This window comes from Pseudoalteromonas sp. NZS100_1 (assembly GCF_015864285.1).
GTDB classification, from domain to species: Bacteria; Pseudomonadota; Gammaproteobacteria; order Enterobacterales; family Alteromonadaceae; genus Pseudoalteromonas; species Pseudoalteromonas arctica.
The window spans coordinates 22,163-46,152 of the sequence record NZ_JADYXN010000031.1 but is presented as its reverse complement, the minus strand read 5'-3'; the positions used below and the strand labels follow the sequence as shown (position 1 = coordinate 46,152).

Here is a 23,990-nt window from a genome sequence, read left to right as displayed (position 1 = left end):
GTATGCGTTATTTACGCTGAAAAAGAACGAACCTGCTCAACATATTGTCTTACGCGATCTACGGTCATTTCATTTCGCTCAGCATCTAAAATTTGCGCACCAAATTCATCCGCTAACTTTTTAGCTGCGCTGTGCAACATATTAAATGCAGCTAGACCATCGCCGTCGCACGGTAACGTCATAAATAAGCTTACCCCTGCGGTACTAAACTGTTCCATATTATCAATATCAAACGTACCTGGGTTGTACATATTTACTAATCTAAATAAAACAGGGCCTTGACCAGCCGGATCTAAGTGGCGATTAAAAAAGCCTTCCTCAGAATATTTAAAACCTAAAGTGTTAACTGCTGGCAATAATTTACTGCCCTGCATACTAAGCTCTTCCGGCATTTGAATATGTACAATAACAAAGTCAGACATTTGGGCAGGTGCTTCTTCCGCGCTTTGCTCTTTTGCTTCTAGGTCATCAACTATTTCTAGGTCATCTTCAATCGGCACTTCTGGAACGCTTGTATCTATTTGCGGCTCATTTGCATCAAAGTTAAGCTCACCAAACTGTGGCTCATCACGTTCGTTTTGCATTAGCTCTTTTGGTTCAGCCTCAGTTCGAAACGGTTTAGATGAAGCTGATGCGCTTTCTTGTAATGGTTCAACCCGCTCGTTATCAGATACTTCTGGGCGGTCTTTTTTTCTCACAGACCACAATCCATGTATTAATAAACCACCAATGACAACTACACTGATAATGATTAAAACCCATCTTAATTGTTCGGCCATCCCCTCACCTTTTATTATTTGATATGCCTAAAACCTGTATATTAATTAAAAATAATACACTTGTTATAAAAATTTATGCATGTGCAAGTTGCACAGCCTGCTCTATATCTACAGCAACCATACGCGATACGCCAGGTTCTGCCATAGTAACACCTGTTAATCTACCAGCCATTTCCATCGCAATTTTATTATGACTAATATAAATAAACTGCACTGATTGTGACATTTCTTCAACCAAACGGCAAAAACGCACAACGTTGGCATCATCTAATGGTGCATCTACTTCGTCCAGCATACAGAAAGGAGCTGGATTGAGCCTGAATATAGAAAACACTAATGATAATGCGGTCAGCGCTTTTTCTCCACCACTTAACAAATGAATTGTTGAATTTTTCTTACCCGGTGGTCGTGCCATTATACTAACACCACTTTCGAGTAAATCGTCACTGGTTAATTCTAAATACGCACTACCACCACCAAAAACTTTAGGAAATAGCTCTGCAAAGTCTTCGTTAACTTGATCGAACGTCGCTTTAAAGCGTATTTTGGTCTCACTATCAATTTTACGAATTGCACCTTCAAGGGTACTTAACGCTTTTGTTAAATCATCTAATTGATTATCAAGATAATCACTACGAGCTTTAGCTAAATCAAATTCTTCAATTGCCGCTAAGTTTACTGCACCTAATTTATCTAACTGATTAGTAAATCCGGTTAACTGATTTTGCGCTGCACTTAAATTCAATGAATCAGGTAATTCATCAAGTATTGCTTTTAAGCTTTGCTTTAGCTCTTCTAATGGCTCGAGCGCAACTTGCGCTTTTATTAGTAAGCTTTGCTCTTCAATTGTTAGCTTTTGATGCTGCTCTTGCAAGCCCACCAGCTCACCTTGTGAGTTTTTAAGACTTGCTTGCTTGCTATTTAAACTTTCTTTAGCGTGAGCTAATTCTTTTTGTAGCAATACCAGTGCCTGCTCGCCTTTTTGATGCTGCGCTAAAAACTGCGTTATTTTATCGCCCAGTTCTTGCTCTGGGATCAGCAGCTCTTCTATTTCATTGAGTAATTCTTGCGCACCTTCAGATGCACTAACGTGCTCTTGCTCTGCATGGCTCAATTTGGTTTGGCTTAACTGCCATTCACTGCGTGCCTTTTGCTCTGAGAGCGTTGCCTTATGCGCTTGCGTTTTATATTGCTCAAGCATGCTTAATGCTTCGCTATAACTTTTATCACTTTGTGAGCGCAGGCTATTTGCAGCGTCTACCTCATCCGCTAAGTTAAGTTGCTGCTCATTTAACACTTCAAATTGCTCTGTTTGCTCATCAAGCACTTTATTTAATTGCAAAAGCGCAGTGGTTAATTGCTGTTTTTGTTGCTGTAACTTTTCTAGTTGCAGCTTAAAGTGCGCTACTTGCTGTTTGAGCATATCGCTTCGCGTACTCCCTACTGCTATATTTTGCGCAAGCTCATGTATGGCTTCTTTTAGCTCGCTTTGCTCGTTAATTAACTTTATTTGATCAGCTGTATGTTCATCACGAGTGTGTGTTACTTGTTTTAGCTCATCCTCGGCATTGGTTAACTGCTGAGCTTTATCCTGCAATTGCTTATGTTTTAAAAGTAATGAGTTTTCTGCATTTCGATCGGCACTTACATGCCAGTTACGACCATATAAAGCACCGTTTTTATCCATAACGGCTGTATAATAAGCATCTTTTAAGAGCGTTAGATCACCGCTCTCGCTATAAGCAATGCGCGTTAAATGATCTGGGTACACGCCGCTTGTTATGAATGCAGCTAAGCTATTTTCAGCAATGTGCTTACCACTAATTGGCCACACACTATTATCAGCTTGCTGCTGACTTACATTTAAGTTCTCTAGCGATTTAAGTGCTTGCTCTATTAAGGGCTCAAAGCCTTCTTTAACACTTAGCTGATTAAACAAACCATTAGTACTTTCACTTTCTTCATCAAGCCCTAATGTACTTTTAAGCCCTGTTATACTAGCTTTTAACTCGTTTATTGTTTGAGTAAGCGTCGAATATTGCTTTTGTGAGTTATTAACACGCTCATTTTGCACTTCAAGCTTAGCACTGCACTGCGTGTGCGCTGTTTGTTTAGCAGCAAGTTCTTGGGTTAATGTTTGTGTTTGCTGTGTTTGCTGCGTTAATTGTTGTTCTACATCGCTACTTTGTAAGTCAGTAAGCTGCGTATTTAACTGATCAATTTGCTCGTTAACGTGGCTTATTTGCTGCTGAGTTTGTTTAATGTGACTGCTATGCAGTTGCGCATTATTATTAAGTTGTTGCTGTTGCTCACACAAAGTTTGCCAGTGTGTATTGTGGCGCTGCTTCAGTGCTAATAATTCCTCAAGCTCATGCGTTAACTTCCTAACTTGCTCTTCGCACATTAACGCGTTTTCACTTGCCTCTTGCAGGGCTTCATTTAGTTGCTCGCACACAATTTGCTGCTGCGTTTTAACTTCAGTGCTATGGGTTTGGCGTTGCTGTAATTTAATTAAATTTTGTTTAAGCGTTTGAGTTTGTTGCTTTACATTTATTTGCTGTTGCTCAGCGCGGGTAAGCTCGGTGTGTATTACATGTTGCTGATGCTGTGCATCGCTTAGTTTATCTTGCTTGGCTTGTACTTGCCCTTCTAAGCTTGCAAGTACATCGTCATGCCCTGAGTTAGCAGTTTTAAAAAAAGAAATTTGATCGTTCAGTTTTTTAATTAGAGTACTTTTTTCAAGTTGTTGCTGATGTAACTTTTGCCATTTTAAAACCGCAATTTGCCCTTTTAGCGTTCGCTCTTGCGCTTTTAACTCTCGGTATTTTTTTGCATCAACCGACTGCACAGCCAATTTATCTAACTGGCTTTGCAGCTCTTTACGCACATCTAACAAACGCTCAAGGTTTTCGCGGGTGCTTTTAATGCGTGTTTGTGTTTCGCGGCGGCGCTCTTTGTATTTAGAAACACCAGCGGCTTCTTCTAAAAATACACGTAATTCTTGTGGTTTACTTTCTATTAAGCGCGAGATCATCCCTTGCTCAATAATCGCGTAACTACGCGGACCAAGACCGGTGCCTAAAAATATATCGGTAATATCGCGCTTACGGCATTTACTACCATTTAAAAAGTACAGCGACAGCCCGTCGCGCGTTACTAAGCGCTTAATCGCAATTTGGTTTCGATCAGCAAATGTGTTTGAAGGACTACCTTTATCGTTATCAAAAACAAGCTCTACAGAAGCTTGCGATATGGCTTTACGATTAGTTGAGCCATTAAAAATAACGTCGGTCATGGCATCGCCACGCAGGTTTTTAGCAGAGCTTTCACCTAGCACCCATCGTACTGCATCAATAACGTTAGATTTGCCACAGCCATTAGGGCCTACAACACACGTCATTTGATCAGGAAATGGAATTTTAGTGGGCTCTACAAACGATTTAAAGCCCGCTAATTTAATAGTGCTTAAGCGCATCTTATTGTTATTACCAATTTATTATTGTTATTTGTCATAAACAATTTAACCCATAATTTACTAATAGATTAAGCTTGTCGTTTAAAGTTATCTAAAATGATACCGGTCGCCATTGCAACATTAAGTGACTCTGCACCACCAAAAGCGGGAATGGTTATTTTATTGGTCACTAAATTTGCACATGTCTCGCGTATACCATGCGACTCACTGCCCATTAGTAAAACGCCTGAGCCCGTAAATTGGGTTTTATGTACACTTTGTCCATCTAAAAAAGCACCGTAAACAGGTAAATTTAAAGACTGTAAGTAATCAGGTAAATCTACTTGGCTTACCGATACCCTTACAAATGAGCCCATTGTAGCGCTAATTGTTTTAGGGTTGTAAGCGTCTGCGCTGTCGGTGCTAGTTACTATATGTTTAATACCGTACCAATCGGCTACTCTAATTATAGTGCCTAAATTACCAGGATCAGATACGCCATCAAGCGCGAGTATTAAGCCACTTGATTGTGGTAAAGCCGCCTTTGGCATATCAACAATAGCAATGGCTGCATTATTGCTAACTAATGTGCTTGCTTTAGTGAGGGTCTCTTCATCCGCTTCAATAAAATTAGCGTGCTGATACTCACCTTGGTACGCATTTATAAATTCATCAGTAGCAAAAATATTAACCGCATTTAATGGGCTGTTTAATAACTCAAGTACGTTTTTTTCACCCTGTACAAGGTATTGATTATATTGCTTTCGGTACTTTTTTTGGCCAAGTTGGCGAATAAGTTTGAGTTGGTTTTTTGAAATCATAACAGCCCCATAAAATTATCCAGCAAGTATAACAGATATCAACATAACATCTGAACTCGAAAAGCAGCGAATAGGGCTAATTTATCTTACTCGCACTTCTTTCAAAGGTCAGATTAATGCGAATAAACATCCCTTTTATTGCCTCTAATTGGTTTGAATCACCAACAGATGCGGCTAATTCGTTATAAAGATTATCAGACGCTTGCTTAAAGTTTTCATCAAACTTACCTTTGGTAGCCAGCATAAATGCATCAGCCAACGTGCGTTGCCACTCATTTAAATATTTTAGCTTTGTGTCACCAGCAAGATTTTCGCAAATTGAGTTTAATCGTACCGACGCGTGCCCTAAGTTTAAAGCTGTTAATGCAAGGTCTGTAATAACGCGTGAGTGTGAGCCCTGATCGTAATTAGTTAAGCGTATTAACCTATCTGCCATGCGGCGGTTGTACCAAATACTCGGAGTTTGATGGGTATTTATTTCGAGTAAATCTTTATAGGTAGCCTTAAAAACACGATGAACAAGTAACTGAACACTTGGTCCTGTAAATAACTGAAAAATCCAAAATAAAATACTCACGCCAGCAAAAATCGCGATTGCAGAGCTGAGTGTATAATCAATTGAAAAAGCTAGGCTCATATCCGTGCTGGGTCTAACCAAAATAGTAAATGGAATACAAAACCCTAAGCCGTATGGCAGCGTTTGTTGAGCAGCGAGTAACAGCAAACCCAAAAAATACGGACCAGCTAATACAAGCAACAATATTTCTAATTGCCCACCACTTTGCGACAGTAAATTTAACGCATAAAAAATAGTTACAAAAGTAGCAACAATTATACCTGCCAATAAACGTTTAATTACAACCTGTAAAATAGCCAAGGGTATTCTCGACAGCATTATCGAAAATATGACCGGTAATATCATAATTAATAATGCAGCTGAAGAACCTGTATTAATCCAAATAAATGCGCCGATAGAAAACACCAAAGCAGTTCTAAATCCAACAATAATGCCAGCTAATGGGTCGCGATATGTAAGCATACTGGGTGCATTTAATAATGTTTTATCGCGTTGTTCTAAAGATCTGTATGCCCGTAGTAAAATTGTTAAGTCCGCTGCCACTTCTAAGCTCACATTGAGCATGTGAGATTCAAATGGCGAATCACACACCGTATTTGCTCTATAGTCGGTTAGCTCTTTACGCAGCGTTTTAACTTGTTCGGCGCAGTAATCAAAATCGTCAGATTCTTTAATTTGCGCGAATACGTGTTTAAGTTTACTTATTAATTTGTCTAATGTGGGAGTAATAAGGTCTGCGTGGTTTCGTTGCAGACGACCAATTATTTGAATTGAAGCCAGTAAAGAAAGTACTTTTTGCGACAATTGATTTGCAGCACGTGAGCGCCCTGGACCTTTTGGCCCTTCGTACCTTACTGCGCTGGAGTCTTCGTTTATTGATCCTAATGTTGCCATAATGCCATCTATTTGCTGATGGCGATTTTCGTGCGAGCCTTTAGAATCAAGCTCAGTTACTAAATAATCTAACGTTTGGTTTATAACCGACCGCGCTTGTACTTGCAGTAAGTGTTTAACTTTTACAGGCCAAAACAAATGGCTCACAAGGCCTGCACATATTGAGCCTATTACTATTTCACTCACGCGCGCTTGTGCAATATCAAATATGCTTTGGCTGCTCACCATTGCCGGAGTAACCATGACTAAAAGTACAATAATAGCGGCTGTTACACCTGCCATAGCAAACGCATAAACAAAGTTTGCTTGGCGTACCATTGCCGATAACGCAGAGTTTACCCCCAACCATAATGCCAATGCACCGAGCGCTAAATAAGGGTAGAGAATTAACTGAGTTAAAAGCAATATGCCAAATAAACCACCCACTATGGTGCCTATTATTTGGCAAATTGCTTTTTCAATAACCAATCCGCTTTGCGGGCGTAATTGCAAAAATATAGCCGAGACTAACGCCCAATAAGGTCTTTCAAGATTAAGCCACATAGCAATAGTAAGCGCCATTACCATGGCTATAACGCCCTTAGTCGCAAAAATAATTGCCTGTTTTTTAGGAAAAAACAAATTTTGTAATACAACGCCCACTGTCTTCCCCTTAACGTGTAGCGAGATGTATTGTGGCGGTCATTCCTGCGCTTAACTGTGTATCTTCGGGCAATGAATCTAACTTAATATCAACAGGAATACGTTGCGATAAACGTACCCAATTAAATGTTTGTTGTACTTGTGGTAAAAGCTGCCCGTTACTTTGTGTATTCGTATTTGCAATTGCTTTACCTACACTCACTACATGCCCCGTTAATTGCTTACCACCGCTTAGAAGCGCTATTTTAGCTTTTTGATCAGGATAAATAAGCGGTATTTTACTCTCTTCAAAGTAACCCGTTACGTAAAATGAATCTGACTGCACGATAGCAAACACAGGTGTGCCTTGAGCTACATAGTTACCTTGGCGTAAATTCAGATTAATTATTTGCCCCGATGCAGGCGCAACAATTTTAGTTCTATCAACATTTAATTGCGCAATTGTTTGCTCTGTTTTAGCTAGGTTATAATTTGCCTCAGCAATTTTAGTATTGATACGTGTTGATTCTAGCGTTTCTTCACTTATTGCCTGTTGAGTGTTTAGCTCAACACGTCTTTCGTATTTATGTTTAGCAAGCTCCCATGTATATAGCGTATTTTCTGTATTGGCTTTACTTTTATCAAGCGCTGCTTGGTAACGCTTTTGATCAACATTAAAAAGTACTTCGCCTTTTTGTACGTTTTGACCATCTTTAATGTTTAAAGCAGTCACCCAACCCGACACGTCTGGAGCAACTGTAACTATGTCTGCTCGAATGCGACCGTCGCGCGTCCAAGGAGTATGCATGTAGTCAGTCCATACCCAACGCCCAGCAAAAACCGCAGCTATAACAACCAAGATAGTAAAAGTAATACGCAGATATTTAATCATTCAATTTATCTTCCACTTAGTAAATAGACGGCCAGTGCCAAGTAACAAACAAATAGTGACACTTCAAACCAAGCCACTTTCCAAATACGGTCATGCCAATCTAGTCGATGCAAAGCAAAACGAGTCAGCGCTGTTAAAATAAACGCAATTGGGAAGTAAACAATCAGCGGGCTAAACTCTAATCCCCCTAACACGACTGCTTGAAACATAATAAATATCCTAATGTTATTTAAAGCGGTGATAAAAGCTGTAAAACCTAAATAAATTTACATCCTCACTACTCTTACAATCTATTATTTTGGCATATAAATCAATTAGCTTAATTGTACGTAGGTGTGCTTAATACATAATTAATGCCATTACATTTAAGCAGAATTAACTATGTATAGTAGCTAAATCGCATATTAAAAAGCTAAAGTTCCCAGTTACCAGCCAAATAAATAAAACCAGCGAGGTTTATTTATAAAAAAGTATTAGGGTATTTAACTCAATACTTAAAACGCCTATTTATAGCTGTTTACAGAAGGGTGAGATAATTATAAACATTGAATTTTGCACTAAAAATGGGTAAATTAACAAAAAAACAACATGGATATAATTTTAATGGAATCAATACACCCTACCCCATCTGAAACAACCCCACCAATAAATGAGCCTGCTGAACCAATTTTTAGCGGAAAAGTGCAGTTTAGTGGTAAAGGCGGTGAGTTTTTTGGAATTTGGATTGTAAATATATTACTTAGCGTTATTACGCTTGGCATATACTCAGCGTGGGCTAAAGTACGTACGCATCGCTATTTTTACGGCCACACCCGCATAGATGGTCATAGTTTTGACTACCTAGCAACGCCAATACAAATTTTAAAAGGTCGGATTTTAGCGGTTATTGTATTTTTTATTTATACATTCTCTATTAGCTTTATGCCTATTTTAGGCCTGTTTATTGCTCTTGGTTTTATCTTTTTAATGCCATGGATTATTAACCAAGGTTTACGTTTTAATCTGCGTATGACCCGCCATCGTAATGTTCGCTTTGCTTTTAAAGGCAGCTATGGCGAAGCCTTTGTTAACTTTATACTTTTACCTATTGCCAGCATATTTACGCTTTATTTATTAATGCCTTACGTTATAAAACGTATTGATAGCTATATCCATAGCAATATTAGTTATGGCGACAAACCGCTTACTGTAAATCTAAAAGGCGAAACCTATTACTTAACAGCGCTTATTTGCTTTGTAGTGAGCTCTATCACCATGATGGTATTTATGGGGATTTTAGGATTATTTGGCCTCAACTTAGTAGATATTGAAAATCAACAAAATTTAGAAAACTCTGCAGCTATGGTTATGCTTCCTATCTTTATGATGATTGCCTATGTGCTAATGATTGCCATTGTTTCTGCTGTATGGCACGCCGCTATTAGAAATCACATTTTTGATAACAGCTATTTTGAAGGCGTTGCTACATTTAAATCAGAGCTAAAACCAATTCCTTTCGCTGTTTTACTATTAACTAATATGTTGGCTATTGTATTTTCTTTAGGCCTTGCATACCCATGGACAAAAGTACGTACATCAAAAATGCTCGCTGATGTAACTAACGTCACTATTTATCCTGGTGCATTAAACCTAATTGATACCGCGCAAGAACAGCAATCATCATTTGCTGAGGAAGCTGCAAACGTATTTGATATTGACCTTTCTCTAACTTAAGAGCTCACTATGCATGTAAAGGGACATTTTTTCCCCATCGCATCGAGTAACTATCAAGTGTGTGTTGCAACTATTAGCGACACACACATTGAAGTTATCAACGATGAACACGTTATAGCTCGCCACGCAATCTCAAGTCTAAAATTAAGTTCGGGGATGGCAGGACTTGCCGACGAACTAAACTTTGAAGATGGCAGTCGTTTTATTCCTCAAGATGTAAGTTACAGATGGCCATTTAAAGAAAATAACCATCACATAATGGAGCGCCTTGAAAAAAGTAAATGGGCAATTTTAGCTGCAGTCATATTTACACCGCTTTTTATGTGGTTAGTACTTTATAAAGCGGTACCGGCCATTGCTGTTTACAGTGTTGATACCTTGCCACGAAATGTTGTGGAACAAATGGGGGAGCAAAGCTTTACACTAATTAAAAAGATTGCGCTTGACCCAAGCGAGCTGCCCGCAGAGCAACAAGCTAAAGTACAAGCGCATTTTACAAGTATGCTTAATGCGTTATCGCTTGATCAATCGGTTTATAGATTATCGTTTTATAAATCAGACAGCTTTGGTGCTAACGCGTTTGCACTACCCCATGGTCGTATCGTGGTCACAGATGATTTAGCAAATTTACTTGCCGATAAACCCAATGCACTAAAAGCGGTATTGCTACACGAGATGGGCCATGTAGTCCACCAGCATAGCGTACGTATTACAGCACAATCTGCCGCAAGTACGATTGTGCTAGCGGTTGTATTTGGTGATTTAGAAGGGGTTGCAGAGGTTGCATTAGGTACGGGTGCATCGTTTGCTCAGCAAGGGTTTTCACGAGATATGGAACGCGAGGCAGATACCTTTGCACTCATTCAATTAGAGTCGCTTGGGTATTCGAGTAATGATTTTGCTGATGCAATAGAAGCGCTGCAAGAAAGCCATACCAGCGAAAACGAGCACCTCGAAAAAGTAAATGACTTTTTAGAGTATTTATCTAGCCACCCAAGTGCACAAGAGCGTATTAATAATGCTAGGAAATAATCGCGGTTATATTCAACTTGCTCGTTACATAGTGAGTTTAAGTTGGATATATCATGGCTTTTTTCCAAAGCTTTATCATATTGCACCACTTGAAAAATTAATGACTGGCAGTGCTGGTTTTTCAGCAGAAGTGTCTGACTTAATTACACGTTCGGCGGGTTTTGGCGAAATTATATTTGGATTGTGTTTATTTGTGTTTTATAAAAATAAACACTTAGTAATTTTAAATATTTTAGCATTAATTGGCCTTCTACTCGCTGTAGTTGCAGTGCAGCAACAATTGCTTATTGAAGCATTTAACCCTGTAACTACTAACCTGCCTCTTATTGGGCTAAGCGTTATTTGGTTAAAGGAAATTAAGCTGCTGAATAATCGATACCTCTAAGTAAAAAAAGGGTATGCAAGCGCATACCCTTTTTTGTAGTATTTAATTTGTAAAATTAGTACTTATTTTTATGCGTCCACAAATGCAGTAATTCGCTCGCAATGGTTGCTGCGGCGATAGCGGTAAGCTCGCTTTGGTCATACGAAGGTGATACTTCTACCACATCCATACCTACCATATTTATGCCTTTTAGCGCGCGCAGTATTTTAAGTACTTTATCTGACGTTAAACCACCACACACAGGAGTGCCTGTACCAGGCGCAAACGCAGGGTCTAAACAATCTATATCAAATGTTAAATAAACAGGTAGGTCACCTACTCGCTCAAGTATTTGCGCTGCAATATCATTTGCATGTAAATCGTTAGCTTGCATTGCATCAATCACTGCAAACTCGTGTTTACTTTGATCAAAGTCGGTACGGATGCCTATTTGTATACTGCGTTCAACATCTATCAGCCCTTCCATTGGCGCATGATAAAACATAGTGCCGTGATCAAATCGCGAGCCATTACTATAGGTATCAGTATGCGCATCAAAATGTACCAGCGCCATTTTGCCATGTACTTTTGCGTGAGCACGCAATAGTGGAAGTGTCACAAAGTGATCGCCCCCTAAACCTAATAATGTTTTACCTTGACGAAGTATTTGCTCAGCAGCCATTTCTAGTTGCGCAGTGAAATACTCAGGATCGCCAACAGGGTAAGTAAAGTCCCCTGCGTCTGCCACTTTTAAACGCTCAAATAACGGGAACGTCCACGGGTACTTAGTGTCTTCCCATGCTAAATGAACCGACGCACGACGAATCGCATCCGGACCTAAACGTGCACCAGGGCGACCCGATGTCGCTAAATCAAACGGTAAGCCTAAAACGACTACGTCTGCATCAATTGCATTAATATTTTGCACCATAGGACGACGCAAAAACGTCATCCCATTTGAGTACAATGAGTGATCTGCGTGACCAAACAAAGTCGACATTGCTTATAACTCTTCTAAATAAGTGTAGCCATCAAGGCCGCTTTGCAACTCGTCTAAAACGCTTTGCTGTTCGTGTTTTTCAATTTTAGTGCTTACTAACTGCTCGTATGATTGCTGAAAACTTTCAACATCTAAATGTACATAGCGCATCATATCGGCAACTGTATCGCCTTGGTTTATTTCGGTAATACTTGCAACGCCTTGCTCATCCATATTAACAATCGCGCTGTGCGTATCGCCAAATAAGTTATGCATATCACCTAAAATTTCTTGATAAGCACCCACCAAGAAAAAGCCCATTAAGTATGGTTTATCAGCACTAAACTCTGGTACTGGTAATGTACTTTCAATGCCTTGCCCATCTACGTAATGCTCAAGTGCACCGTCTGAATCACAGGTTATATCAAGTAATACCGCGCGTTTTTTTGGCGCTTCAGTTAAGCCACTTAATGGCAATACTGGAAACACCTGATCAATACCCCATGCATCTGGAAGCGATTGAAATAACGAAAAGTTTACAAAAAACTTATCGGCTAAACGTACGTTTAACTCGTCAATAATAGGACGATGAAAACGGTTTTTATTATCCATATGCTTGTTAAGTTCGTAACAAATACGGATATTAATTTGCTCAGCCCATGCACGCTGCGATAAATCGAGTAAACCTAGTGCAAACTGGTTATGCGCTTCAGCTAAATCGCCTTGGCTGTCGTGATAAATTTCAATTAATGCACGGTCATCTGTTAAATCAGTTAACTGAACAAACGACGCCCACATATTTTTTAATAAAAGTGGCGCATCTGCTGCTGGCGCGATTAAATCCTCTGGCGTGTAGCTCTCAGTACCAATAACATTAGAAATAAGCACAGCATGATGCGCCGTAAGCGCACGACCCGACTCAGAAATAATAGTCGGCATTGGTTGCTCATATTGCTTACATGTATCACCAATGGTGTACACAATGTTATTTGCATACTCAGCCAAACTGTAATTCATAGAGTTATGAGACTGGCTACGTGTGCCGTCGTAATCAACCGCTAAACCGCCACCTACATCAAGGCAATCAATTTCTGCGCCTAGTTTGCGTAACTCACAGTAAAAGCGCGCAGCTTCGCTTACACCTAAACGTACGTCACGAATGTTCGCCATTTGCGACCCTAAGTGAAAATGTACTAGCTGTAATAAATCAAGCTGGCCTGCATCTTTTAAACGATTTACTACATGTAAAACTTGCGATGCAGATAAACCAAATTTTGACTTTTCGCCGCCACTTGCTTGCCATTTACCTTTACCTTGCGACGCTAAACGTACGCGAATGCCAATGCGTGGTTTTACGTTAAGCTCTTTTGCTTGGCTAAGTACCATGTCTAGCTCAGAAAGCTTTTCAAGTACGATATACACTTTATGACCTAGCTTTTCGCCAATCAGTGCTAAACGTACGTATTCTTTATCTTTGTAGCCATTACATACAATAACGGCGCTGGTTTTTTCAGCCAGTGCTAATACTGTGAGTAGTTCAGGCTTGCTGCCTGCTTCTAAACCAAGTTGCTTTTTTTCTACTTGTGCTTGGCTTGCTACTATTTCTTCAACTACTTCACGTTGTTGGTTTACTTTTATTGGGTAAACTAATAGGTAGTCTTTAGGGTAACCGTAGTTTTCAATCGCAGTATTAAATGCGCCGCATAAGCTGTGTACACGATGGTGTAATATTTGCGGAAAACGAACTAAAGCCGGTAAGCTTAAACCTTTATCTTGTAGTTGTTTTGCGATATCTGTTAATGCAATGGTTTGCTCTGGGGCATGTGCCTTTGGCGCCACATACACATCACCTTGATCATTAATACCAAAAAAACCTTGGCTCCAATGACGAACATTGTAGCTCGTACGAGCTTGTTCTAGTGATGTTGTTTCTTTCATTTATCTTTCTCTTTTATTTGATGAATGCCGACTCGGCTAGTGCCGCGCATTAAAAGAAAAATAGACATTCAAGTCCAACAAGTATTTTTACTCGTAACGAGTGATTTTTAATATTGATAAAACGACCAATCACGTATTGCTCTCTAGCGTATATAAAATATGGCGTTGATGACTATTAAAGATAAGGAAAGTTGTAAAAGTGACAATTTTAAAATCACTTATTATAAATTTTATTAGCAAAAATGAGCTGCCCGAGTAAATTAAGGACGTGCAACCTCTTCGCCCGATATTTCTGGCTGTTCAGCCAGTTTATTGTGGTTAAGTAATACATATATATTTTTTTAATATATGGGTAAATTTGTCCCCCTAAAACGTTCAACGTAAATCTAAAAAAACATAACCGTTCATCAATACTTATAGTGAGTATTCATATCAATAAAAATAAATACAATTTCACCTTCAATACATTTTTGCTGCTGGGGTTTTGGTAGCCTATAAATAAAAAACGCAAAAAAAAGATAGCTAGCTGCTATACATGCAAAAATAATCACAAGACATGAAATGTTCATCTTTTTCCTTATTTGAAAAAAGCGCTAGTTAGGTATTCAAATTAAAACTTTAGAGCATCTTATTACAGTAAATAGATAATTAGCGTGCGGGATTTTGTAACGTTTTAAAAGGGATAAGGTAGCCATTCTTGCCAATTAAAACTTTCGTTATACATTTCATCAACTATATCCATATACTCAGATTTTGTCGCTAGGAGGTATGCTTGCCTCTCTTTTGGGTTCATATAGGCAAGCCAATATGGGAGATAGCCTGGGTAGTCTACCCCAAACATATCTTCAAAAAATCGGCTTTCAGGAAGCTCATGCGTGATTTCATTATGAGTAAGCTTTGGCATAATATTAATTAACTCTATTGCTTAAGATTGATATTCCGACCACATATCTGAATCGTCTATTAAAGTTAACGTTTTCAAATCAAAATATGCACACACATTATTAATTGCCATAGCCTTATGTAAGCTAACGCCTTTAAACGATGATGACTCTAGTGCTGTATATAACCACGATGCAACTTCAATATCTGTAGCTCTTGATATATCTTTGTAAAATTCAGAATCCATGTAGTTGTCAATCAAGCTTTCTAAAGGTTCATCTAGAACAGCAAGTGCGCCAAAATCCATTCCTGGTTTATAAATTTCATTTGCATCATTTGTCATGTAAGTAAACGACAGGTTGTAAGGACTACCCAGAGGGATCCAGATTACAATTTTATCTGCCTCATCGGGTATACCCATTTTATAGATGGATTCAAACGCAGCAGTAAGCTCGGTAATATGGCTTTTTAAAACCATTCGTATTTCTTTCAATGCAGATTCTATTTCCATCCAATTCCCTTTACAAACATAAAATTGAGAATAGATACTACCGTAATTAATCATTTTACAAGCAAGTATCTATCTCAAAATTTTATTTAGGTATTATTTTTAGCTCTTATTCAGCAAGCGCCATTGTGGCAAGCTTCATTGTGCTTTCAAACGATTTAGTACCCGCTATAAATAAACCATTGTGACAGAACACGGCATCATCAATACCTGTTTCATCTACAAACGCTTGATCAGATAAGCCAGACCACGCTTTAGGAAGCGATTTTTTATCTTCAAACGACCCAGGCTCAACAGGCACCGTTTGTAATATCCACTGCCCTGAGTGAGACGGATAAACCATGTATAGTGCGTCACTTGATAAAATATGGACTGTTTTTTTCCACGGTGTGTACTTTTCAAGCACGATTACTCTGGCATCGTCTGCATTTTCAATTGCTTTGGCAACAATTTCTTTTGCATTAACACTACCGTGAGCTGAAGCGATAAAACGAACGAGCATACGCGCTGCAAATTCAACAGCTTCATCAAAACAGGTATCAAAGTTACTTTCTTCTTCCCATGTAGGGTTAAACATTGAAATTGTTTGACTAAGCGTTATGCCCTCAACCACACCTTTTACGTAACCGCAGTCAATGGCATCAATAGTCGATACTAAACCAGAGTCAACTCTATCTGCCACTGCTTGATTATCATTACAAAGCGTTAAACCGTACTTTTTCCAAATTAAACCAAATGATGAATAAGGAGTGCCATTTTCACGCTCACCCGCACCACCGCGTTGATGATGATCAAATCGACCTGTATCTGGGTTATATTCGCCGCCTACATCAACAACAATATCAGCACTTTCTATAAGCGCTTTATCGCGAGTACGAACAAGCTTAAACGCTGGCAAAATATGTTTAAGTACCGCAATACTAAAAACGTCGTCTGCATGAAAATTACCATTGTGGGTTACTACTGTTATTTCGCTCATTGGTTTATCGCTACTATTAGAAAAGATAAAAATTCTCGCTTTGTAAGTTAATTACTAATTATCGAGACAGATTTTATACGAAGACAGGTGTTAAAAACAGTGAAGTATTTTTTGCTTATCTATAAAAGGAGTTTTCATAGTGATTAGTTTTAAGAATAGCGTTTATTGCAAGGTAATAATGGGTGATTGTAGGGAAGGATATTTACGACACATTAAACTTTAACATGCCGCAGAGCTAGTTAACTTATTGGCTAAGCCCTAACTCCATAAATACACTTTGTGGATTATCGACATATGAGCCAAAGCTGCCACAACGTTTAAAGCCTAAATTTTCATATAAACTGATCGATTTTATTTGCTTTGGGCCTGTCTCTAAACGTATTAACGGGATTTGCTTTTCACCAGCTTGATGCAATAAAATTTGCATAATACGTCTCGATAGCCCTTTACCACGATGGCTTGGTTTAACGTATAAACGTCTTATTTCGCCATAAGGTTGAGTATCAAATTTCTCGACAATCGCACCGCAGGCAATAATTCCCTCTTCGGTTTTTAAACCAATAGCATATACATTAGGTGAGGTTAATTCGTCTAACTCAAGAGACTGAGCTGTTGCAACAGGGTACAACGAATTTATAAGTCGGTCTATATCGTCAAATACGTTAACTACATCGGGATCACTTGGATTCAAATCAACTAACTGCATAAAGCTTCCATTCATTGTTATAAGTTTATTAAGCTTTAAATAATATATTTAAGCGGACGTAGCTTAGCACTGTTTAACAAAAAAATCTTTAGGGGAGCCCGCATTGTGAAATTTCATCACTAAGAGCAATAAATAATCCAGTACCAAAATGAGTAGTTAGATTATTGCTATTAAATTGCGTTGAGCTTTAAGTAATGAGATCGTGAGGCTTATTTTTAGCGTTATGCCATTTTAAATAGCGCTCCTTATCCATTGGTTTTGCGATTAAATAACCTTGCATCGAATCAATGTTCATTTTTTTAAGTAAATCATATTGCTCAGCGGTTTCTACACCTTCTGCAACAACGGCCAAATTTAAGCTTTTCCCTAAGCTAATAATTGTTTGCGCGATATTAAAACCAATATCATTGTCTAAAATTTTATCTATAAAACTTTTATCTATTTTTAATTCTTTAACGGGAAACGCACTTAAGTAAGCTAAGCAAGAATACCCAGTTCCAAAATCATCAATAGAAAATATAAAACCCGCAGCAATAAGCTCTTTCATTTGTTTAATTGTATACTCTACATCACTTGAGAGCATTGACTCGGTTATTTCTAACTTAATTTGTGAAGCTCGAATATCAAACTCGCTTATAGTACTAAACAGCTCCTTTTTTAAATTTGATGAATTAAACTGACTTTGGCTAATATTAATTGAAACACAGAACGAATCGTCAATAGCGCTGGCTTCTTTAAGTTCATTAATTAAAATACATATATCGCGTAATACTACATTTTGTAGTTTTTGTATAAGTCCGTACTGCTCAGCTATAGGTATAAATTCATTTGGCGCTATAAGGCCTCTTTGCGGATGGTTCCATCTAATTAGCGCTTCAGCTCCAATAATATCTCCGCAAGTATTAACTTGTGGCTGAAAATAAGCACAAAACTCATCAGAAGCAATAGCTCTAACAATGTCGGTTTCAAGCTCGGTTTGCTTTTCAAGCAGTGTTTGCGACGCTGGATCGTAAAAGCTACTGCTGTTTCCGCCTTTCTTTTTAGAGCGATACATAGCAGTGTCGGCAAACTTTAATATATTGTCAGTTTGTGCGTTTACGCTGTCAATTAGGCAAATACCTATGCTGCAACTTACTTGAAAGGCAAGTTCGCCGACTTCAAAATTATCATGAAACACGCTCTGGATTTTTTTTGCCACGGATTCGCATTCATAAATTGCCTGCTTTGTATTTTCACCTATGTCTTCAAGTAAAATAATAAACTCATCGCCACCGGCTCTAGCTAACGTGTCTGAGCTTTTGATTATGGCGTTTAATCTTTTTGATAGCTCTACAAGCACTTCGTCTCCAGCACTGTGCCCCAACGAATCATTAATACGCTTAAAGTTATCTAGGTCTAAAAATAATAAAGCTCCAATATTTTTTATACTTTTGATGCTCTCTACGCACGTATTTAACCTATCGCTAAGCATTCTTCTATTTGGCAAATTGGTGAGTGGGTCATAAAATGCAAGCTTATGAACTTCTTGCTCTGCTTTTTTCCTTATTGAAATATCCCTGGCCATCCATACAATATGCCGTTTTGTCGGGTTCTCAGGATGGTAATGATCTAAAGCAGCGGCTCGTCCTTCAAAAACTATACTCCCCTTCGGGACATTTAATTCATATTCAAATATTTGCATATCGTTAGTCGACAACGTTTTTGCAATGACTGCCATTATCATTTGCGCATCTTTTTGAGGAAGTAAGTCTTTAACATTTTGACCAATAATATCCATGGTCGAATCAAGCAGTAACTCATTAGAAGTACCATAAACATCGGTATATATGCCGTCTTCACTTAAAATGAGGATGAGATCGGGCATTACTTTGGTAAAGGCTTTAAATTTTTCATTACTGTGCTGTAAATTAGCGACAAGCTGTTTTGCCTTCTCAAATTCGTTACTTTTCTCAAGAGCAATACTTGAAAAGTGTACAAAAAAATCTATTAATTCTAACTCTTGCTCTGATGGGGCTTTAGGGCTGCTGTGATAGATAGCAAAGGTGCCTAACAAATCAGCTTGAGTTGACATAATAGGCGTTGACCAACATGACTTAAGATCAAACTTTAACGCTAAGTCTTTAAAATCCACCCACAGTGGTGAAGTTTCAATATTTTCTACAATTATGCGCGATTTCGAAAATGCAGCAGTACCACATGAACCCACTTTTGGCCCTATGTAAACTCCATTAAGCAAACCACAGTACTCTGGATGAATATTAGGGGCTGCACAATGAAAAAGCTGCTCGCCTTTAGCTGATAAAATGGAACACCTAGCAGATTCATCATCCATAATTTTTTCTATCGATAAACAAATTTCAGTAAGCACCTCATTTAAAGGTGCCCCTAATGCAATTTTAGATAAAATGCCTTGCTGGTGAGATAATAACTTTTTTAACCTGTCCGTACCCATTTTCACTTGCTCGCATTATTTATACATATTGATACAACAAAAGCCTCAAGCAGATGCTTTTTTACTATGTAGTAAAGTTCAGTATAGTCATGATTAGTAGGTTATTATTTTACTAATAAAAAACTAATCTGGCCTATTTTGATCAATCATAATTGCATATTACTAAACATCTGTAGTTACCATATAACCAAAATAGCAACATTAAAGCTAACACTTTGTTACCTAAAAATACTGTTTAAAATTACTCAGCTATTTATACAAGTGCAAATGGAAAATATTTTTTGAGGTAGCTGTGCAGATCATACAAGGTATGGAATATTTTTTCGGGATTTAAATTAATTAGCCAAAAAGGGTTAAAGCGTTTTGTACTCATCCCGCTTTTAGTTAATGTTTTAGTATTTGGTAGCTCGTTGTTTTTTATTTTTCTGGTTAAGCGACTGTTTTAGATGCATAAATAATATACTACCCGAGTGGTTAAGCTGGCTTGAGTGGTTAATGTGGCCAATCGCAGTTTGGTCGTATTATTTGGCTACAGCATGCTATTTACTATAATCACTAATTTTATTATACCAATCTGCTTATATATGGGGTCTATTTAACGTTAAGAAAATTACGCTAGAACTAGGCAAAAATTTTTGTATCTAGTTGTTCTAAATAAAAAATTTTTAACGACGTTGTAGTGCAATTTGATTCGTTAAATTGATCAAAGATTTATGCAGGTTGGTATTACAGCCCCATTCAATGCTTTATTAAGCGAAAAAGTTGAGCTTTATTTAACGGGCCAAAAAATTAGCGATATGGCTTTTCTGAATTAGTTAAAGATGTACCTGGAATGCTTGCCCGTGAGTGTACAAAGCTGTGCTACTACCCTCTATGCACTATTGGATTTTTTATATTACTTTGGGTTTTATTAGTCAAGTATTATGGGGTTTATTTACGTGTTGGATGTGTGCGGTGCAATACGAAGACTATGCGTTTGATAACCATAAAATTGACTTTAAGCAGATGAAAGACGATTTAAAAGCTAAGCAAGGTGTATCGTACGGATTTGGTTTTGCTGTTATGTTATTAACCGCTATACCATTTATAAACTTAATCGTTATGCCTATTTGCTGTGTGATTATGCTCACCGAGCCTTTAATTTTAATCCTTGCTTTAACCCTTATTGCTGGTGCTGCTGCACTGCAAAGTTTACTTGGTTTTGGCTTAGGGGTTATTGCTACGCCAATTTTAGTATTGATTAATCCTGCTTTTATACCCGCCCCTATTTTGCTTCTAGGGCTAGGCTTATCGCTATTAAGTACACTAAATAATAAAAAGAACATACAGATTAGTCGTATTAGCATTACTTTATACGGGCGTTTTAGGTAGACGTTACCCTAGCTATAGCCGCGGTGTAACCAACTTAATAACCTCTGATGACAAGCAAGCGTTAACCATTATTTGTAGTTCAAGGGTCGATTTAATACCAATCTGCTTATATACGGGGTCTATTTAACGTTAAGAAAATTACGCTAGGACTAGGCAAAAATTTTTGTATCTAGTTATTCTAAATAAAAATTTTTTAACAACGTTATAGTGCAATTTAATTCGTTAAATTGATCAAATATTTATGCAGGTTGGTATAACTACCTCACTTAAAAGTGATAACAGTTATATGATTAGCGCTGAAAAATTGAAAAAAACAAAAATTACTCAGTTAATCATGGGATCGGAATTGACGAAGATATTTGGCTAAAAATAAATTATCTCGGTATGGGGGTCTTGGTAGAAAACCCCGACCACTCTAGACTCGATGCAGGGGGCGCTAATCTATAAATAAGATTGATTACCTCACGTTGGGCAATCAATCCTTTATTTAGCTTTAATACCTATTGCTTATAAACCTTGCTCAGTAGCCATTTTTTTCGCAATTTGTGGGGCAATCCAAAGTGATGGTAACAACACAAATGATACAGGTACGGCGGTTACTACAATAAACGACTGCAGTGCAGAAATACCACCTGAACCTATCGAAATTAATATTGCTGCCATAACCCCCATCATAATGCCCCAAAACACTCTAACGGGTGTTTGCGGATGATCGTTACCCGTCATTACCATAGATACCGAGTAGGTCATGGAGTCACCTGTGGTTGCTACAAATATTGTGGTTAAAATTAAAAACAACACCGATATAACAAAGCCCATAGGCAGCTGCTCAGTAATAGCCAACAGTGCAGCGGGTAAATTTAAGCCCGCAAAGGGTTCTGAAATAACACCCGGGTTTGCTAACTCAAAAAATATACCTGAACCACCCACTATCGTAAACCAAAAACAAGTAATAACAGGAGCAATTATTGAGATAAGCGTGATCATTTCGCGAATAGTACGGCCGCGTGAAATTCGTGCAACAAACATAGCCATTAAAGGTCCATAACCTAAAAACCAGCCCCAAAAGAATACCGTCCACCAGTCTAACCAGGCGGTATCGGCACGAAAAGTGGCCATAGGAATAAAGTTATTAATATAAAGCCCAAACGAATGAATATAGCTATCAAAAATAAAAGCTGTAGGCCCCATCAGCAAAATAAACAGCATTAACGCTACGGCTAAAATTACATTAAAGCGACTGAGTAATTGAATTCCTTTAGTGACGCCACTTACAGCAGATAGAGTATAAATTGCAATTAAACCAAATAAAATAGCCACTTGAGTGGTGTAAGTATCTGGAATACCAGATAGCTTTTCTAAACCAAAACTTACTTGCAACCCTAAAAAACCAATAGGGCCTACCGTGCCTGCTACTACAGCTATAACACAACACGAATCGACAATAGCACCAAATGCGCCTTTCATTACGCGCTCACCAAATACCGGATACAACAAAGTACGTGGCTTAAGCGGTAAACCTTTTTCGTAATGTAAATGCATATAAACTATGCCTGTAAGGCTGCCTAAAATAGCCCAGGCTAAAAACCCCCAATGCATAAAGCTTTGCGCTAAAGCATTAAATGCAGCCTCTTTAATCCCTGACTCACCACCAAAAATTGGCGGCGGCGAAATAAAATGCGCCATGGGCTCAGCAGCAGCCCAAAACACCCCACCACCAGCAAGGAGTGTACACATAATAATGCTGATCCACTTAAAGGTGTTAATCTCTGGCTTTTTTAAACCACCTAATACCACTTTTCCGGTACGTCCAAAGGCTAAAAACAACCCAATTATAAAGGTCGAAAGCAATAATATTTGCCAAAAGGCACCAAACGTCTTAGTAGAAAAAGCAAAGGCGGTATTGATCCAACTCGACATCAAATCAATATCATAAAGTGCTAGCACAGCAAATAGCACAAGAATGCCACCACTGATTAAAAATACCGGTATATCTACCCCTACCAAATACTTTATTGTAGATGAATGCTCATCCTCATGTTGTTTTGTTACTCCAGTAGTGCTCATTTATCGTCTCTTGATGGATTTTTAGTTACCGACATAGCGACATACCACAACACCCACCCTAAATACGAAATGAAGCGACGCGAATCAAAAGGTTAAATTATCTTTCGATCTTACTTTATTCCGAGTTTAGAAAATGCCATAACAAATATCTTAACTGCCAACTTGTAAATATTTTACCCTTTTCAGCCACCTAATCCAACGGTACTCTAATTATTAATAGTGAATTTACACAATAGTAAAGCCTTGCTTACAGCTATTTTTAATAATAAACAAATATAAAACAACAATTTTGAAGGGGTTAGGAAAACAGAAATAGCAATATAAATAAAGAGATGGAAAATACAGCGATAGAACAAGATACATAAGGCTAAGTATATTAATAGTCAAATGCATAATTAATCTCGCAATATATTTAATATGTATTGATAGTATTTTTGTAAAAATAACTAAGATAATATTTTGGGTAAATTTATTGATAGTTTTTAAATTATTAGCAACGCGTATAACACACATAAAAAAGCGCTTAATAAGCGCCTATTACTTTAATAAATACGATACTTACACTAATACTTGACGCGTGTTTGCTATAAAGTGATGTACTTCGCGCTCAATTTTAGGGTCAACAGGCTCATCTGGTCGACGATCATTCGGGCAAGGCATTCTTGGCGTAGTACCAAATAAGCGACAAATTAATGGGCGCTCATCATATACAGTGCAGCCATTGGGGCCAAGATGCACACAATTGAACTCGTTTAACGCCGCTTCATGCTCCGCATCTGTTTTTACCGGTAAGCGCGACATTTCCTCTGAAGACGTTGTTACTGGCCCGCAGCAGTCGTGGCATCCTTTTACGCATTCAAACGCTGGAATATTAGCGCGCAATCGTAAAATTACTTCCTGATTTTTGTACATCACTATTTATACCCTTTATTTTTGCAACGCACTGACGCAGCAACTTTAC

Annotated in this window: 18 protein-coding genes and 2 pseudogenes; 5 read left to right on the top strand and 15 right to left on the bottom strand. The window is 38.2% G+C overall.

The genetic code is table 11. The features are described from left to right. Positions 1–11: 11 nt before the first annotated feature. The 6 genes from zipA to I6F66_RS17295 all read right to left on the bottom strand — a co-directional run bounded on the left by zipA (position 12) and on the right by I6F66_RS17295 (position 8,247). A complete protein-coding gene (gene zipA / locus I6F66_RS17320; RefSeq protein ID WP_165740835.1) occupies positions 12–779 on the bottom strand; it encodes a cell division protein ZipA in 768 nt (255 codons plus the stop codon). Between the two features lie 73 nt (positions 780–852). Beyond that, positions 853–4,254 carry a chromosome segregation SMC family protein gene (locus I6F66_RS17315; protein WP_197209517.1) on the bottom strand — a complete coding sequence of 1,134 codons (3,402 nt, stop codon included), beginning with the start codon at positions 4,252–4,254 and terminating at the stop codon, positions 853–855. 68 nt (positions 4,255–4,322) lie between these two features. Next, positions 4,323–5,054, bottom strand: coding sequence for an RNA methyltransferase (locus I6F66_RS17310; RefSeq protein WP_197209516.1), 732 nt, complete (start codon positions 5,052–5,054; stop codon positions 4,323–4,325). Positions 5,055–5,130: 76 nt separating this feature from the next. Further along, positions 5,131–7,167, bottom strand: a complete 2,037-nt coding sequence (locus I6F66_RS17305; RefSeq protein WP_197209515.1) for an FUSC family protein — start codon at positions 7,165–7,167, stop codon at positions 5,131–5,133. Between the two features lie 10 nt (positions 7,168–7,177). After that, positions 7,178–8,038: an HlyD family secretion protein gene (locus I6F66_RS17300; RefSeq protein ID WP_007584004.1), complete on the bottom strand. Its 861-nt coding sequence runs from the start codon at positions 8,036–8,038 to the stop codon at positions 7,178–7,180. A 5-nt stretch (positions 8,039–8,043) separates the two neighbouring features. Continuing rightward, positions 8,044–8,247: a DUF1656 domain-containing protein gene (locus I6F66_RS17295; protein WP_008171772.1), complete on the bottom strand. Its 204-nt coding sequence runs from the start codon at positions 8,245–8,247 to the stop codon at positions 8,044–8,046. A 394-nt stretch (positions 8,248–8,641) separates the two neighbouring features. Here I6F66_RS17295 and I6F66_RS17290 point away from each other — a divergent pair, with 394 nt between their 5' ends. From I6F66_RS17290 to I6F66_RS17280, 3 genes are read left to right on the top strand one after another with little or no spacing between them, the layout of a single operon-like run. Next, positions 8,642–9,751, top strand: a complete 1,110-nt coding sequence (locus tag I6F66_RS17290) for a YjgN family protein (protein WP_197209514.1) — start codon at positions 8,642–8,644, stop codon at positions 9,749–9,751. A gap of 9 nt (positions 9,752–9,760) precedes the next feature. Then, on the top strand, positions 9,761–10,783 hold the full coding sequence (locus I6F66_RS17285) for a M48 family metallopeptidase (protein ID WP_165741354.1): 1,023 nt from the start codon (positions 9,761–9,763) through the stop codon (positions 10,781–10,783). Further along, a complete protein-coding gene (locus I6F66_RS17280; RefSeq protein ID WP_165728888.1) occupies positions 10,770–11,168 on the top strand; it encodes a DoxX-like family protein in 399 nt (132 codons plus the stop codon). The genes I6F66_RS17285 and I6F66_RS17280 overlap by 14 nt, the downstream gene beginning before the upstream one ends. Positions 11,169–11,223: 55 nt before the next feature. Here I6F66_RS17280 and speB read toward each other — a convergent pair whose 3' ends face one another. The 7 genes from speB to I6F66_RS17245 all read right to left on the bottom strand — a co-directional run bounded on the left by speB (position 11,224) and on the right by I6F66_RS17245 (position 19,591). Next, a complete protein-coding gene (gene speB, locus I6F66_RS17275) occupies positions 11,224–12,147 on the bottom strand; it encodes an agmatinase (RefSeq protein ID WP_197209513.1) in 924 nt (307 codons plus the stop codon). A 3-nt stretch (positions 12,148–12,150) separates the two neighbouring features. After that, positions 12,151–14,064, bottom strand: a complete 1,914-nt coding sequence (gene speA / locus I6F66_RS17270; RefSeq protein WP_197209512.1) for a biosynthetic arginine decarboxylase — start codon at positions 14,062–14,064, stop codon at positions 12,151–12,153. Positions 14,065–14,737: 673 nt separating this feature from the next. Beyond that, complete coding sequence (locus I6F66_RS17265; protein WP_197209511.1) at positions 14,738–14,968, bottom strand: hypothetical protein; 231 nt, start codon at positions 14,966–14,968, stop codon at positions 14,738–14,740. Between the two features lie 21 nt (positions 14,969–14,989). Then, complete coding sequence (locus tag I6F66_RS17260) at positions 14,990–15,457, bottom strand: hypothetical protein (protein ID WP_165741858.1); 468 nt, start codon at positions 15,455–15,457, stop codon at positions 14,990–14,992. A gap of 106 nt (positions 15,458–15,563) precedes the next feature. Next, entirely contained in the window at positions 15,564–16,433 is an 870-nt protein-coding gene (locus I6F66_RS17255; protein ID WP_197209510.1) for an MYG1 family protein, read from the bottom strand. 244 nt (positions 16,434–16,677) lie between these two features. Next, a complete protein-coding gene (locus I6F66_RS17250; protein WP_165728892.1) occupies positions 16,678–17,139 on the bottom strand; it encodes a GNAT family N-acetyltransferase in 462 nt (153 codons plus the stop codon). 187 nt (positions 17,140–17,326) lie between these two features. After that, the gene (locus I6F66_RS17245) at positions 17,327–19,591 is read right to left on the bottom strand and encodes an EAL domain-containing protein (protein ID WP_197119609.1); all 2,265 of its coding nucleotides are present in this window, start codon (positions 19,589–19,591) and stop codon (positions 17,327–17,329) included. Between the two features lie 292 nt (positions 19,592–19,883). Here I6F66_RS17245 and I6F66_RS22605 point away from each other — a divergent pair. Both I6F66_RS22605 and cysZ read left to right on the top strand, forming a co-directional pair. Further along, positions 19,884–20,157, top strand: a pseudogene (locus tag I6F66_RS22605) (EI24 domain-containing protein); the annotation flags it as partial. A gap of 159 nt (positions 20,158–20,316) precedes the next feature. After that, a pseudogene (gene cysZ, locus I6F66_RS17240) lies at positions 20,317–20,704 on the top strand (sulfate transporter CysZ); the annotation flags it as partial. A 765-nt stretch (positions 20,705–21,469) separates the two neighbouring features. On the opposite strand, the gene I6F66_RS17235 reads toward cysZ, so the two are convergent. Both I6F66_RS17235 and I6F66_RS17230 read right to left on the bottom strand, forming a co-directional pair. Then, complete coding sequence (locus tag I6F66_RS17235) at positions 21,470–23,029, bottom strand: BCCT family transporter (protein ID WP_197209509.1); 1,560 nt, start codon at positions 23,027–23,029, stop codon at positions 21,470–21,472. 558 nt (positions 23,030–23,587) lie between these two features. Further along, positions 23,588–23,941 (bottom strand): YkgJ family cysteine cluster protein, encoded by a 354-nt coding sequence (locus I6F66_RS17230; protein WP_011327756.1) that lies wholly within the window; start codon positions 23,939–23,941, stop codon positions 23,588–23,590. Positions 23,942–23,990 lie beyond the last annotated feature (49 nt).